This window comes from Zhihengliuella alba, from assembly GCF_039538765.1.
Taxonomy (GTDB): Bacteria; Actinomycetota; Actinomycetes; order Actinomycetales; family Micrococcaceae; genus Zhihengliuella; species Zhihengliuella alba.
Genome location: NZ_BAABCJ010000001.1, coordinates 822905 through 837194 on the forward strand (window position 1 = coordinate 822905; position 14290 = coordinate 837194).

Consider the following 14290-nt stretch of genomic DNA (forward strand, 5'->3'; position numbering starts at 1 on the left):
CGCGCAGTGGCGCTCCGGGCCCGGCCGAGGCCGGTCCCGGAGCTCTCCTCAGTCGCTGCCGAACGCCGAGGAGATGAGCTCCTCGAGTTCGCTCTCCGACGCAAGCCGTGACGGCCGCAGCGTCCGGCCCTGCGTGACGTAGAAGAACGCCGCGTCGACCCGGTCGATGTCCAGTCCGTGCAGACGCGCCCAGCCGAGCCGGTACACAGCCAGCTGGATCGACTTCGCCTCTGCCTCGCGGCCCGTCGGCACGCGACCGGTCTTCCAGTCGACGAGCGTCCAGCGGAGCTCGCCCTCCTCATCGCGATCCGCGAAGACGGCATCGATCCGTCCGCGGACATTGACCGGGCCGACGTTCGTCTCGAACGGAACCTCTACCTCGACGGGCTGGCGGTCAGCCCATTCCGAGGCGAGGAAGGCCGCCTTCATCTCTTCGAGGTCGTATGCGTCGTCGATGTGCGCATCCGCTGCTGCCGCCCATTCGTCCATGTCCAGCATGCCGCTGCTGCCGAACCGCTCCTCGACCCACGCATGGAAGGCGGTTCCCTTCCGTGCTGCCAGGCCGGGGCGTCGCGGGACCGGGCGCCGGAGCTGGGCGAGCACGGCTTCTCGTTCGCTCGCCAGATCGACGAAGAGGGATGCCCGCACGTGTCGGGGAAGCTCGTACTCCTTCGGAGCCATGGCCCGGCGCTGCTTCTCGAGGAGGAGTTCCGCTTCGGCGAGCCAGGCCCGCCCCTCGTCCGTGGTGAGACGCCGGCGGAGATCGACGTGCTCGACTTCGGCGAGCGTCTCGCTGCGGCGCCCTGCGGCGGCCTGCCCGAGCGCACTCGCTACCTCCCGGACCAGCGCGGCGGCCCCTTCGAGGGCGGGTCGTCGGGACGGCGGGGACGTCAGCTCCACGCCCCCGCGCGTGACGCGAGGTCCCTGGAGCGGGTCGAACGGCCAGAGGGCCTCGAGCGGCTCCGCTCGGTAGGGATTCTCGGTGGGCGCCTCCTCGTCGGCGCACCACAGCGGAATCGAGGCCCGCGGGGTCGGCTCCTCGGCGAGCGGCAGCAGATCCTGCAGGAAGGGCGACACCGCGACCGGTTTGCTCCGACTGCCGCACCAGACGGAGCAGGTGGCGATGAGCAGATGCCGTGCGCGGGTCAGGGCGACGTAGGCCAGCCTCCGCTCCTCGAGCTCGGCGTGGGCGGAGACATTGCTCTTGAAGTCTTTCTCGGCCTCGAGGACCGACTTGAGATCCGGCTGGTCGAGGTCCCACTGGGGCAGATCGTGCCGGTCGCCGCGCAATGGCCAGGGCAGCGCTTGATGCCCACTGCTCCAGCGGTTGTCGCGGGTCGAGGGGAAGACGGTGTCATTCAGTCCGGCCACGGCCACGACATCCCATTCGAGCCCCTTGGAGGCGTGGATGGTCAGGAGCTGGACGGCACGCGGGTTCGCGTCGGCCTGCGGTATCGGCAGGCCGCCCTCCTGCTCCGCTGCGGCGTCGAGCCAGGCCAGGAACCCCGTCAACGACGTTCCTGCGGTGGTGGAACGGTACGTAGCGGCGACATCCGCGAACGCGTCGAGGTTGCGGCGAGCCGCGTGGATGTCGTGCCCCGGCTTGGCGGCGAGCTCGATGTCGAGCCCGAGGGTTCTTTCGACCTCGTGCAGCAGGCTGAGCAGGTCGTCGTCGACGAAGGTGCGGAGATAGCGGACCTCGTGCTGGAGACGGCCGAGCCGCTCGCGGGCCGCGACGGTCAGACTGCGGCCGTTCCGGCTGGTCCATCCCGGGGGCGGGAGCTCGTCGAGCGCCTCGACGAGGCTCGCCATGTCGGTGATCTCCTGCGGTGCGTGCAATGGATCCGCGCCGGCGGCCGATTGGCCTGCTGTGTCCTCCCCGCCGTTCTCGGGAGCCGCGAGTGCGCGCTGTCGGCGCCAGGCGAGGGCCTGCGCCCACTCGGAGAAGGCGAGCAGATCGGCTGGGCCGAGCCTCCAGCGTGCCCCGGCGAGCAGGCGCAGCAACGCGTCGGACCGATTGGGGTCCACGAGAATGCGCAGAGTCGCCACCATGTCGACGATCTCCGGAAGTGCCAGCAGTCCGGAGAGGCCGACGATCTCGTACGCCATGCCGAGTTCGTCGAGGGCCGAGGCCATCTCGGCGAGTTCCTCCCTGCGCCTGAACAGGACGGCTGACGTCGGCGGCGAACCGGACTCACGCAGGAACGTCTCGCGGGCCTCCTGCAGGCGGCGGCCGAGCCAGCGCATCTCCTCTCCGCTGGTGGCGAGCCGTGCCAGTTCGACTCGTCCGGCCTCGGCGACAGGGCTCGGGACGAGAGGTTCCACGCCGACCGTGCCACCCCGCGCGGAGTCCCCGACGAGTGGCGCGGAGACGGCGTTCGCTGCCTCGAGGATGTGTACGGAGTTCCGCCATGCCGTGGTGAGGTGGGCGGCGGCGGCTGGTTCCCTCCCCGTCTCGGTGACCTTGGGGAACTCCTGGGGGAAGCGGAAGAGCTGCCCTGCCGAGGCCCCCCGGAAGCCGTAGATCGACTGGTTCGGGTCTCCCACGGCTGTGACGGCGTGGCCGTCCCCGAAGAGGGACGAGAACAGGACCATCTGGGCATGCGAGGTGTCCTGGAACTCGTCAAGGAGGACGACCTTGAATCTGGCTCGCTCCTCCTCGCGCGCCGCCGGGACGTCTCGCGCGATTCTGGCGGCGAGGGCGACGAGGTCGCCGTAGTCGAGCACGGAACGCTCGCGCTTGGCTTCCGCGTAGCGGGTGGCGAGCTGGGCGACGGCGGCCCGGGTGCGCAGCATGCCGACGATCTTCTCTGCGGCCTGGGCGCGGGGCTTCTCCTTGTCCGCGATATACGGCAGCGCGTCGAGTCGAGCCGCCTCCGCCGCGACAAAGGCGGTCGCGTCGCTGGGCGAGACGAGGTGCTCGGCGCATTCGGAGGCGAAGTGGACGACAGCATCGGTCAGCGTCGAACGGGCCGCCTGCAGTTCGGCGGGGTCGCCGTCGTACTCCTGGACGATGCGGTCGGCGAGCTGCCAGGTCTGGGCGGAGCCGAGGAGCTCCGCATCGGGTTCGATGCCGATGCGCATTCCATGGTCGGCGACGAGGGAGTTCGCGTAGGAGTGGTACGTCGACACGCTCGGCTCGCCCAGCTCGTCGAGTTCTCCCTCGATGAGGCCGTGCTCGGCGAGCCGCATGAGCTGGACGCGGATGCGGTGCGCGAGCTCTCCGGCGGCTTTGCGCGTGAAGGTGACTCCCAGGATCTCGTCGGGCCTGACGAGGCCGTTGGCGACGAGCCACACCACCCGGTCGGCCATGGTCGCTGTCTTGCCGGACCCCGCGCCGGCGATGACCAGCATCGGCTCCAGGGGCGAGGAGATGATCGCCGATTGCTGCTCCGTCGGCCGGAACTGTCCGAGCTTGTCCGCCAAGTCCTCCGGGGTGAAACGCATCGACGTGATCACGGCTGGGTCACCTGCTTTCCTTCGTTGCACAGCGGGCAGACGCCCGGGAGCCTGCAGGGGACGGAACGCCCCTTGGAGGGATCGTGCCGAGCTATGAAATCCGCGGCCCCCATCAGGCCGGCGGCCTCGAGCACCAGAGGGGTGGCCCAGTCCTCGTCCGGGTCGTGGATCGGCTGCTGCTCCTGCGGTTTGGCAGTCTTCGTCCCGTCCCCGAGCTGGACCAGGGCCGCACCTGCGGGGCGGGGCAGGACGCTTGACGGAACGCGGTCCCCGAGCGCTCCGGCGAGCACGGCGGCCTGGTACGTGCCGAGCTGCGGATGCTGCTGGACCTCCTCCTGGGTCGGTTTCGACTTGCCGGTCTTGAGGTCCACGACGTAGGGCCGCCCGTCGTCACCGACCTCGACCCGGTCGATGACACCCTTGATGCGCGCCTGCCGGCCGTCCTGCCCCACGACCACGTCGATTGGGACCTCCTGGCCGACGAGCCGCCGTCCGCTCTTTCGCATCTCGATGCCGTAGAGGGCCAGCTTGCGGAGCATCTCCTCGGCACGGTCCCGGTCCTTCTCCGTCTCCCAGCCCGGGGGCAGGTCGAGGTCCGGCCACCGTCGCTCCAGCTCCGCTTTGTACTGCTCGCCCGTAGCCTCCGGCAGCTGCTCTGCGATCGAGTGCACGAGCGTGCCGAGACTGCGGGCGAAGTCGACCGCGGCCTCCCCGCCTGCGGCCTGGACGAACCAGTTCAGCGGTGATTCCAGCACGGCCTGCACCCGCGAGGGCGACACTGCGGGGACCCGGTCCGGCGGGGCCGCCGGACCAGTGGTCGTGGGCGGGACGAGGCCCCACCAGCTATCCGGGTGGGCCCCGCGGACGGCCGAGTGGGCGAGGCCGCCCAGCACGACGGCGGCGTCCCCTCCGACGGCGGGGTCGGTCCCGTCAGCGGCCTGGAGGGCTCCGCTGGACGCCGAGCCAGCGGTCTCCCCTGCGGCGCTGCCGGCCTCGGCCGTGCGCCGGAGGTGGGCGACCAGACCCGAGAGAGTGTGCGGTCGCGGAACGGTCGTGAGCGGACGTTCCGCCTCCAGCGGATCGACGAGATCGATGAGAGCGGATGGCTGGGCGTCCTCCGACGCGACCGCGATGCACACGAGTTGCTCACGCGCGCGGGAGGCTGCTGCCGCGAAGCTCCGGAATTCATCGGCACGCACGGCGCGCACCCGCGACGCCGCGTCGCGCTGCTTCATGGCCTCGGGCCCGTCCTCGACCAGCGCCGCGAGCGCCCCGGTTCTGAGCAGTTCGCCGCGGAGCCTGGTGTTGGGCCAGATTCCCTCCTGCAGACCCGGTATGAGTACCAGGTCCCATTCCCGGCCGACGGCCGCCGCAGGGGTGAGGACGGACACCGCCTCCGCTGCGCCCCCGCGGCCGGCGAGCGAATCCATCGGCAGGTCCTGCGATTCGATGTAGTCCACGAACTGGGCGATGGTGGCGCCCGGCAGTTGGTCGATGTACCGCTCGGCTGCCTGGAACAGAGCCAGCAGGGCGTCCAGGTCGAGATCGGCTCGTTGTCCTGCGCTACCGCCGGCGAGCGCCGACTCGCGCCATGGCTGCTCGAGCCCGGAGGCCTGCCAGAGCGACCACAGGGCGGTCTCGGCGTTGGCGCCTTCGCCCTCGAGGTGGGTGCGCAGTGCCGTGAACATCCGCACGAGCCGCCGGGCTCCATTCGCCTCGCGCCCGACTCCGGTCAGGAGTTCGGGCTCCCTGAAGACCGCGCCGAGGAGTTCGCTGCTGCTCCGCCGCGGCACGGAGCGGTCCGCGGCCCGGAGCCGCTGGCGCAGCCTACGGACGTCGAGGGCCGTCGCACCGCCGAAACGCGAGGTCATGAGCTCCTCGGCCAGCTCTGGGTCGGGGACGGGGTCCTCGCCTTGGGCGAGCTGCAGCAGTGCGACCAGCGGCCAGACGGCGGGCTCGGCCTTGAGCGGAACCTCGGCCGGAGGAACGGTGACCGGCACTCCTTGCTGGGTGAGGTGTCGCGCGACGTCCCGCACGAGTCCGCCGTGACGGACGATGACGGCGATGTCGTTGAGCGATCTGCCCTTCATCAGGTGCTCCTGCAGGATCCGGAGCGCGACGTAGCGCTGTTCGTGGACGGGACTCTCCACGAGATGAGCGGCCGCGACCCCGCTCGGACTGGTCTCCAGAGTGCCGACCTCCCGGCCGGCGCGCCCCGCCGAAAGCGGGATCCGGCGGACGACCCGCGTCCACGCCTCCCCGACGGCCGACGACATGCGGAAGGACTCGTGGAGTTCCAGCCGCCTGACCGGGTGGTCAGGGACGCCGAGGAATGAGTCGATCCGGGCCAGGAAATCCGGGCGGGCGCCGCGGAACCCCTGGACGACCGAATCCGGTGCGGCGAACGCCAGGACGTCCCGGCCCCGGCCGAGCGCCGCGAGCAGCCGGTACTGCGCGGGGTTCGCCTCCTGGAGGTCGTCGACGACGATGAGCTGCAACCGAGCGGTCTCGGTCTCGCGGAGTTCCGGGTGCTCCTCCAGGAGAGCGACGGCGGTGCTGATCAACCCGGCCGGGTCGAAGGCCTCGGCATTCCCGAGGTCCAGCAGGTCGCGGTACTCCTGGTAGACCTGGGCCGCCGCCTCCCATTCGGGGATGAGATGCCGCCGGCCGAGCTGCTGCACATCAGCCGGTTCGAGCCCGTGCTCGGAGAGCCGGTCGAAGAACTCCCGGAGCTGTCCGCGGAAGCCACGGGTCCCGACGGCCTCGCCCAGCGCCTCCGGCCAGCGCGGGGCGCTCGGTGCCCCGTCGGCGTGGCCGCTCAGGATCTGGCCGATCAGCGCGTCCTGCTCGGGTCCTGTGAGCAGACGCGGGGGCCGTTGGAGCTGCGGCAGGAAGCCTCCGAGCCGAGCACGCCGGATCAGGTCGAAGGCGTACGAGGACCACGTGCGCACCGCCGGCTCCGAGAACGTGACGTCCACGGCCTCCGAGAGCCGGTCCCGCAGGCGCGCCCCGTGGGCCCGGGCCGACGTCAGCACCAGCAGCTGTCCGGGGGCGAGGTCGGCGGGCGCGTCTCCGTCGCCACCGGCCGCGGACCCGGCCCCCGTCTCCGGGCGCGCGCTGTCGGCCCGGCCGACGGGATACCCGAGACGGCGCGCGACGGCGGCGAGCAGGGCCGTCGTCTTGCCGGTCCCCGGAGCCCCCAGGACGAGGACGGGCCCGTGTCCGCGCCGAAGGCCTGCGACGGCCTCCTGGGCCGGCGACAGCCGCGCCAGCAGCGCATGGTCGTCGGTCCGCGCCGCACGGGATTCCGCAGCGGTGCCCGGTTCCGCCTCAGTCGCGTCCATGCCGATCCTCCTCTGTCCCCTGTGCTGATGGCCAGGGCCTCATCGAATCACGTGCGGCCCACGAATTGACGTCATGGACGATCACCGCCGCAGGGGTCATTCGGCCGCAACCGGTCGGCGAGCGCGTCGATCCGGGCGAAGTCCTCGGCGGAGGGCTGCCATCTGGCGTCGGGGAAGCGCACGCGGTCCGGCCCCGCGCCCCGCACGGGTGTGGACTCGGATACCCAGTGGGGCCGTGCCCGGACCGCCAGTTCCGCCGGGAGGGACCCGTCGGCGCGGACGACGCGCCACCACGGGAGGTCCTCGCCCTCGCTTCCCGCCATGGCTCGTCCGACCTGCCGGGGCCCGCCCGCCCCGAGCAGTTCCGCGACGTCGCCGTAGGAGACCGCGGTCCCGGCCGGAACGAGCACGACGAGCTCGTGGATCGCGAGGTTCAGTGGGCTGTGCACATCGGACAGCGTAGCGGCCGCCTCGGCGGTGCTGCGGCGACGGAGTCCTATCGCAGGGGTCCCTGCCGGTACCGTTGAAGCATGATCGAGCAGTCCGAGTACACCGAACCGGCCAGTCCCGTCCTCTGGCACCAGCTGCCCCGCGCCGCCTTCGACCTGGAGACGACCGGCACGGACCCGGAGTCGGCGCGGATCGTCACCGCGTCGGTCATCGTGGTGAACGGACGCAGCGAGATCGTGCACCACCGCGAATGGCTCGTGGACCCCGGTGTGGAGATCCCGGCGGCCGCCTCAGCGGTCCACGGGATCACGACCGAGCGGGCCCGCGCCGAGGGTCTTCCGGCGCTGGAGGCCGTCGGCGAGATCGCCGCTCACCTGACCGACCTCTTCGCGACGATGCCGGTCCTCGCCTTCAACGCCTGCTACGACTTCACCGTGCTCAACCGGGAGGCCGCCCGGCACGGACACGGGTTGCTGGATCCGGCTCCCGTGATCGATCCGCTGGTGCTGGACCGCCGCGTCGACCGGTACCGCCGGGGCAAGAGGACGCTCTCCGCGCTGGCGGACTTCTACCGGGTCCCCCTCAGCAACGCGCACACATCGCTCGCCGATGCGGCTGCGACCATCGGCGTCGCCGATGCTCAGACCGCCCGGTACCGGGAACTTCAGATCGAGCCGTTCGAGCTCCACGCGGCCCAGATCAACTGGCACCTCGCCTGGGCGGAGGATTTCCAGCAGTTCCTCCGGGGGAAGGACCCCCTCGCGGTCGTCGACGGCACATGGCCGCACAAACCCGCGCTCTGAGAGCTCTCCGGCCGGCCAGCGGCCGGCGGCTCCGACGTGTCGTTTAGCACACTCGGAACGACAGGCCCGTATTTTCATGTCGGCCTGTGACCGGCCGTGTCCTGATACCGGTGCCCCGGGTGTTTCAATAGATGCCGACCCCCGCCGAGCGACCCCCTGAGGTTCATTTGATCACCATCACCGATTTGCGCAAGGTCTACCGCCAAGGAGACCGCGAGGTCGTCGCACTCGACGGCGTCTCCCTCGGCGTCGACAAGGGGCAGATCCACGGCATCATCGGACACTCCGGCGCAGGCAAGTCCACGCTCGTGCGGTGCCTGACGCTGCTCGACCGCCCCACGTCCGGCTCCGTCTCCCTCGACGGCCGCGATCTCTCCGGCATCTCGGACAAGGAGCTGCTGACGGCGCGCAGGCGGATCGGCATGGTGTTCCAGCACGCCAACCTGTTCGATTCGAGGACGACGGCGCAGAACATCGCCTATCCACTCGAATTGGTGGGGACCCCGAAGGACGAGACCCGGGCGAAGGTCGACGAGCTGCTCCAGATCGTCGGTCTGGCCCGCTTCGCCGACGCCTACCCCTCACAGCTCTCGGGTGGGCAGCGTCAGCGCGTCGGCATCGCCCGGGCGCTCGCCACGGACCCCGACGTCCTGCTCTGCGACGAGCCGACGTCGGCCCTCGACCCCGCGACGACGGACGAGATCCTGACGCTGATCAAGGCCGTCCGGGACCGTCTGAACGTCACCGTCCTGATCATCACCCACGAGATGAACGTGGTGAAGCGCGCCTGCGACTCCGTCTCCCTGCTGGAGGCCGGGCGAATCGTCGAGCACGGACGCCTCGCCGAGGTCGTCGCGGACATCGACGGGCGCCTCGCGCAGGCGCTGCTGCCGCTGCCCGGAGACGCACCGGACGCCATCCCGGCCGGCTTCATCCTGGAGCTGCTCTACTCCGGCGACCAGGCCGTCGAACCGGTCATCTCGAGTCTCACCCGAAGGTTCGGCGTCGACGTCAACGTCCTCGCGGGATCGGTCGAGCATCTCGGCGGCACGCAGTTCGCGCACCTGCGCATCCACCTGCCGACCGACGCCGACATCGAAGCGATCAAAACACACCTCGGTGCCATCGGCGTCGCTGTCTCGGTGAAGGAGGCCTGAACATGGACTGGTTGAACTCGCTCTTCGAGAACCCCGGCATCACCCGCGCGCTGCCCGAGGCGGTGATGGAGACGCTGCAGATGGTCATCATCTCCGGTGTCGCGACAGTGCTCATCGGCGTCCCGCTCGGCATCATCCTGCACGTGACCGCGCCGGGCGGCCTCGCGCCCATGCGCCCGCTCAACGCCGTCCTGTCCGGGGTCGTCGTGAACATCACCCGCTCCATCCCCTACGCGATCCTGATGCTCGCCCTGATCCCCTTCACGCGCTTCATCGTCGGCACGTCGATCGGCCCGGTCGCGGCCTGCGTCTCGCTCACCATCGCCACCGCCCCGTTCTTCGCCCGGCTCGTCGAGACGTCCCTGCGCGACATCCAGGGCGGCAAGATCGATGCGGCCCTGGTCATGGGGTCGAGCCGCCGGCAGGTCATCCGCAAGGTCATGCTGCCGGAGGCGATGCCGTCGATCGTCTCCGGCGTCACGACGACCCTCGTCATGCTCGTCGGCTACTCGGCGATGGCCGGCCTGATCGGCGGCGGCGGCCTCGGCCGCCTCGCCTACAACTACGGCTACCAGCGGTACGACGTCGCGGTCATGATCGTCACCATCGCGGTCATGGTGATCCTCGTCCAGCTGATCCAGGTCGTGGGCGACTGGCTGAGCCGCCGCGTGGACCACCGCTAGCCACAGGCCCCCGCCCCCACAGATCCCCGCCGCCCTGCGCGGCGGACTGCGACTGGTAGCCGCCGGTCGCACCACTTGCCCTCCCCGCCGCCCGGGGCGGGCCGGACCCGAAAAGGATGCGTTCCCATGCGTCACAAGCTCTCACTCGCAGCGACCGGTGCGGTCGCTCTCCTCGCGCTGACGGCTTGCGGTGGCTCGTCCACCCCCAGCGCGGAGACCCCGAACCCGGAGGATCCGGTGGTCGTGACCGTCGGCGCCATGCCCGTCCCGCACGCCAAGATCCTCGAGTACGTCGACCAGAACCTCGCCCCGGAGGCGGGGATCGACATCGAGGTCCAGGAGTTCGACGACTACCAGACGCCGAACATCGCCCTCGCCGAGGGCAGCATCGACGTCAACTACTACCAGCACCTCCCCTGGTTCGAGGACCAGGTGGCGACCAAGGGCTACGAGTTCGAGCACGGCGCCGGCATCCACATCGAGCCCTATGCCGCGTTCTCGCAGCACGGCTCCGTCGAGGAGATCCCCGACGGCGGGATGGTCGCCATCACCAACGACCCCTCCAACCAGCTGCGCGCGCTGAAGCTGCTGGAGAAGGGCGGCCTGCTCGAGAACATCGAGGACGACACGACGGCACTGTCCCTCACCGAGGAGCAGAACCCGAAGGGCCTGGAGTTCGAGGAGAACCAGCCCGAGGTCCTCGTCCAGCAGGTCCAGGACCCGCAGGTCGACGTCGCGATCGTCAACGGCAACTACATCCTCGAGGCCGGCATGAGCACCGAGGACGCGCTCCTCGTGGAGGACGTCACGGCGAAGAACCCCTATGCCAACTTCCTCGCGTGGCGCGCGGGCGAGAGCACCCCGGCGATCGAGAAGCTCGAGGAGCTCATGCAGTCCGACGAGGTGAAGCAGTTCATCGAGGAGTCCTGGCCCAACGGGGACGTCATGCCGACCGAGTAGTCACGGCAGCACGCTCGCCTTCCCCGGGCACAACGACGGCGGCCGGTCACCTTCAGCGAAGGTGACCGGCCGCCGTCGTCGTAGCGAGCCGCTCCCGACCGTGTCAGCCGGCAGCGGGCCGGGCCGATGCCGCAGCCCGGGCGGCCGCCGGCAGGGCGGCGAAGATCCGCTCCATCGCCGCGTCGTCGTGCGCGGCGGAGAGGAACCAGGCCTCGAAGACGCTAGGCGGCAGGTAGACGCCGGACTCCAGCATCGAGTGGAAGAACGGGCCGTAGCGGAAGGATTCCTGGGCCTGGGCCTGGGCGTAGTCGCGGACTCCGTGCTCGCGCGTGCCGAAGGCGACGGAGAACAGGTTGCCGGCCGTCTGGATCGAGTAGTCGACCCCGGCGGCGTCGAGCGCATCGGCCAGGGCGCGCTGCAGTTCCGCGCTCCGGGCGTCGATGTGCGCGTAGACGTCGGCGGTCGCGTTCTCGAGCTGGGCGATGCCCGCGGCCATCGCGACCGGGTTCCCGGAGAGCGTGCCCGCCTGGTAGACGGGCCCGGTCGGCGCCAGGTAGTCCATCACGGCGGCCCGGCCGCCGAGGGCCGCGGTGGGCAGGCCGGCGCCGATCACCTTCCCGAACGTGTAGAGGTCCGGGGTCCATCCCTCCTGGCGGCCCGAGAGACCCCAGTAGCCGGCGTCGGAGACGCGGAAGCCCGTGAGGACCTCGTCGAGGATCAGCAGTGCTCCGTGGGCGTGCGCGGTCTCCTTGAGGAACCGGTTGAAGCCCGGCTCGGGGGTGACGACGCCCATGTTGGCCGGCGCGGACTCGGTGATGATCGCGGCGATGTTCTGGCCATGCTCCGCGAAGGCGGCCTCGATGGCGGCACGGTCGTTGTACGGCAGGACGAGCGTCTCGGCCGCGGTGGCCGCCGTGACGCCGGCGGATCCCGGCAGCGACATGGTGGCGACGCCGGACCCGGCGGCCGCGAGGAGCCCGTCGAGGTGGCCGTGGTAGCACCCGGCGAACTTCACGACGAGGTCGCGGCCCGTGTAGCCACGGGCCAGCCGGACGGCCGTCATGGTGGCCTCGGTCCCCGTGGAGACCATGCGCAGGCGGTCCACTCCCCCGACGCGCTGGGCGACGAGCTGGGCCAGACGGGACTCGTCCGGCGTGGAGGCGCCGAAGGAGAGCCCGCGGTCGACGGCGGCGTGGACTGCCTCCTGGATGGCGGGGTGCCGGTGACCGAGAAGGGCCGGACCCCAGGAGCAGACCAGGTCGACATAGCGCCGCCCGTCGGCGTCGGTCACGTAGGGCCCGTCCGCCTCGACGATGAAGCGCGGGCTGCCGCCGACGGAGCCGAAGGCCCGCACCGGGGAGTTCACGCCCCCGGGCATCAGCTGCTGCGCCGTCGCGTAGTAGGCCTCGTTCTGACTCTGTGTTGCGCTCAAGGGAACCTCTCTCGGTGCTCGTTCTTCTCGGCGTTCAGCCTAGCGTTCGCGCAGCCACCCGGCGATTTCGGCCGCCCAGTAGGTGAGGACCGTATCGGCGCCGGCGCGGCGGATGCCCAGGACCGACTCGAGGACCGCGCCGCGGCGGTCGATCCAGCCGTTGGCGGCGGCGGCCTCGATCATCGCGTACTCGCCGGAGATCTGGTACGCGGACACCGGCACGGGCGACACCGCGGCCACGTCGGCGATGATGTCCAGGTAGCTCATCGCCGGCTTGACCATGACCATGTCCGCGCCCTCGGCAAGATCCAGCTCCACCTCGCGGATCGCCTCGCGGCGGTTGGCACCGTCCATCTGGTAGGTCCGCCGGTCGCCGGTCAGCTGGGAGTCCACGGCCTCGCGGAACGGGCCGTAGAAGGCCGAGGCGTACTTGGCCGCGTAGGCGAGGATGGAGACGTCGTGGTGGCCGGCGGCGTCGAGCGCCCGGCGGATGACGCCGACCTGGCCGTCCATCATCCCCGACGGGCCGAGCATGTGCGCGCCGGCGTCGGCCTGCGCTACGGCCATCCGGCCGTAGAGCTCCAGTGTGGCGTCGTTGTCGACGCCGCCCTGCGCGTCGAGGACACCGCAGTGGCCGTGGTCGGTGAACTCGTCGAGGCAGACGTCCCCCATGACCACGAGTTCGTCGCCGACCTCGATGCGCACGTCCCCGATGGCCCGGTTCAGGACGCCGTCCGGGTCGAGGCCGGCACTGCCGGTCGCGTCCCGGTGCTCGGGGATGCCGAAGAGCATGATGCCGCCGAGCCCGAGCTCCGCGGCCTCGGCCGCGGCGCGCTTGAGCGAGTCCGTGGTGTGCTGCACGACGCCGGGCATCGACTGGATCGGGTTCGGCTCGCTCAGCCCCTCGCGGATGAAGGCGGGCAGGATGAGGTGCTGCGGGTCCAGGGAGACCTCGGCGCTGAGTCGGCGCATCGCGGGGGTGGTGCGCAGGCGGCGCGGGCGGTGGTGGGGGAAGCTCATGCGTGGTTCCTTCGTGGTGTCGGGATGGTCGTCGGTCGGCGGTCAGCCGGGCGGGGCGGCGTCGGCTCGGGCAGCCGCCCAGGCCTCCGCCATGGCCTCCGGCGTGGGAGCGGCGGCCACCGCGATCCCCCGGTGCCCCAGCTCGCGCAGGGCGGCGGCGGTCGGCTGGCCGATCGCCACGGGCACGATCCCGTCGGCTCCTCCGATCGGTCCGGCCAGGTCGGTGAAGCGGTGCGCGATGCTCGGCGAGGTGAACAGGACGGCGTCGACCCCGCCTGCCCGCACGAGGCCGGGCAGGTCCGCCGCGGCCAGCCGGGCTGCGTCGTTCTCCGGCACGGTGCCGTCGGCGACCGCCAGCGGTTCCGTGAGCCGCCGCCCGGGCCGCGCGGGTGCGTCCACGGTCCGGTAGGCGACGACGACGTCGGTCGACTCCCCCGCGCGCTGCAGCCCCGTCGCCAGGGTCGCCGAGGCGAGGTCGGCCTGCGGGAGGAGGATCCGCGCGGGGGTGTGCCCGGGCCCCGCCGCGACCGTCTCCCGCCACAGCGAGACGAGCCCCTCGGCGGACTGTCCCCGCTCGGGGGTCGGGAGCAGTTCGATGTCCATCCCCTCGGCCCGCGCCGCGCGGGCGGTCGCGTCGCCGACGGCGCCGATCCGGGTCCCGGCGGGGAGGTGGAGCCCGCGCCCCAGGGCCCGCGCCCGCTGCTTCAGCGCGCGGATGGTCGTGATCGAGGTCAGGATCATCCAGTCGTAGCCGCCGTCGAGCAGGGCCAGCAGGGCTGCGTCGAGGGCGGCGGTGTCCGCGGGCAGCTCGAAGTCGATCAGCGGGCAGAGGACCGTGGCGGCCCCGTGCCGGGCCAGGACCTCCACGGTCCGGCCCGCACGGTCGGGGCTGCGCATGAGCAGCGCGGTCCTCCCGGAGAGGGCCGCACTGGCTCCGCTGCCCGGTGCGTCGGCCGCCCCGGCGCCCACTGAACTGCCCATG

At 71.3% G+C, this 14290-nt stretch carries 9 protein-coding genes and 1 pseudogene; 4 read left to right on the forward strand and 6 right to left on the reverse strand.

Features of this window, described 5'->3' with window-relative positions; translation table 11 throughout:
- Positions 1-48 precede the first annotated feature (48 nt).
- The 3 genes from ABD784_RS03655 to ABD784_RS03665 form a co-directional block, all read right to left on the reverse strand.
- Complete coding sequence (locus ABD784_RS03655) at positions 49-3459, reverse strand: ATP-dependent DNA helicase (protein ID WP_344880073.1); 3411 nt, start codon at positions 3457-3459, stop codon at positions 49-51.
- Positions 3456-6803: an ATP-dependent helicase gene (locus tag ABD784_RS03660; RefSeq protein ID WP_344880076.1), complete on the reverse strand. Its 3348-nt coding sequence runs from the start codon at positions 6801-6803 to the stop codon at positions 3456-3458. The genes ABD784_RS03655 and ABD784_RS03660 overlap by 4 nt, the downstream gene beginning before the upstream one ends.
- 71 nt (positions 6804-6874) lie before the next feature.
- Positions 6875-7252 carry an MGMT family protein gene (locus ABD784_RS03665; RefSeq protein WP_344880079.1) on the reverse strand — a complete coding sequence of 126 codons (378 nt, stop codon included), beginning with the start codon at positions 7250-7252 and terminating at the stop codon, positions 6875-6877.
- 81 nt (positions 7253-7333) lie between these two features.
- Between ABD784_RS03665 and ABD784_RS03670 the strand changes: the two genes are divergently transcribed.
- The 4 genes from ABD784_RS03670 (at position 7334) to ABD784_RS03685 (ending at position 10856) form a co-directional block, all read left to right on the forward strand.
- Entirely contained in the window at positions 7334-8056 is a 723-nt protein-coding gene (locus tag ABD784_RS03670) for a 3'-5' exonuclease (RefSeq protein WP_344880082.1), read from the forward strand.
- A 167-nt stretch (positions 8057-8223) separates the two neighbouring features.
- Positions 8224-9213, forward strand: a complete 990-nt coding sequence (locus ABD784_RS03675) for a methionine ABC transporter ATP-binding protein (protein WP_344880085.1) — start codon at positions 8224-8226, stop codon at positions 9211-9213.
- A 2-nt stretch (positions 9214-9215) separates the two neighbouring features.
- Positions 9216-9896, forward strand: coding sequence for a methionine ABC transporter permease (locus ABD784_RS03680; protein WP_344880088.1), 681 nt, complete (start codon positions 9216-9218; stop codon positions 9894-9896).
- Between the two features lie 126 nt (positions 9897-10022).
- Positions 10023-10856 carry a MetQ/NlpA family ABC transporter substrate-binding protein gene (locus tag ABD784_RS03685; protein WP_344880091.1) on the forward strand — a complete coding sequence of 278 codons (834 nt, stop codon included), beginning with the start codon at positions 10023-10025 and terminating at the stop codon, positions 10854-10856.
- A gap of 103 nt (positions 10857-10959) precedes the next feature.
- Here ABD784_RS03685 and hemL read toward each other — a convergent pair.
- The 3 genes and pseudogenes from hemL to ABD784_RS03700 all read right to left on the reverse strand — a co-directional run.
- Positions 10960-12315 (reverse strand): annotated as a pseudogene (gene hemL / locus ABD784_RS03690) (glutamate-1-semialdehyde 2,1-aminomutase); the annotation flags it as partial.
- A 12-nt stretch (positions 12316-12327) separates the two neighbouring features.
- Positions 12328-13308 (reverse strand): porphobilinogen synthase, encoded by a 981-nt coding sequence (hemB, locus tag ABD784_RS03695; protein ID WP_344880097.1) that lies wholly within the window; start codon positions 13306-13308, stop codon positions 12328-12330.
- Between the two features lie 42 nt (positions 13309-13350).
- Positions 13351-14289: a uroporphyrinogen-III synthase gene (locus ABD784_RS03700; RefSeq protein WP_344880100.1), complete on the reverse strand. Its 939-nt coding sequence runs from the start codon at positions 14287-14289 to the stop codon at positions 13351-13353.
- Position 14290: the final 1 nt, after the last annotated feature.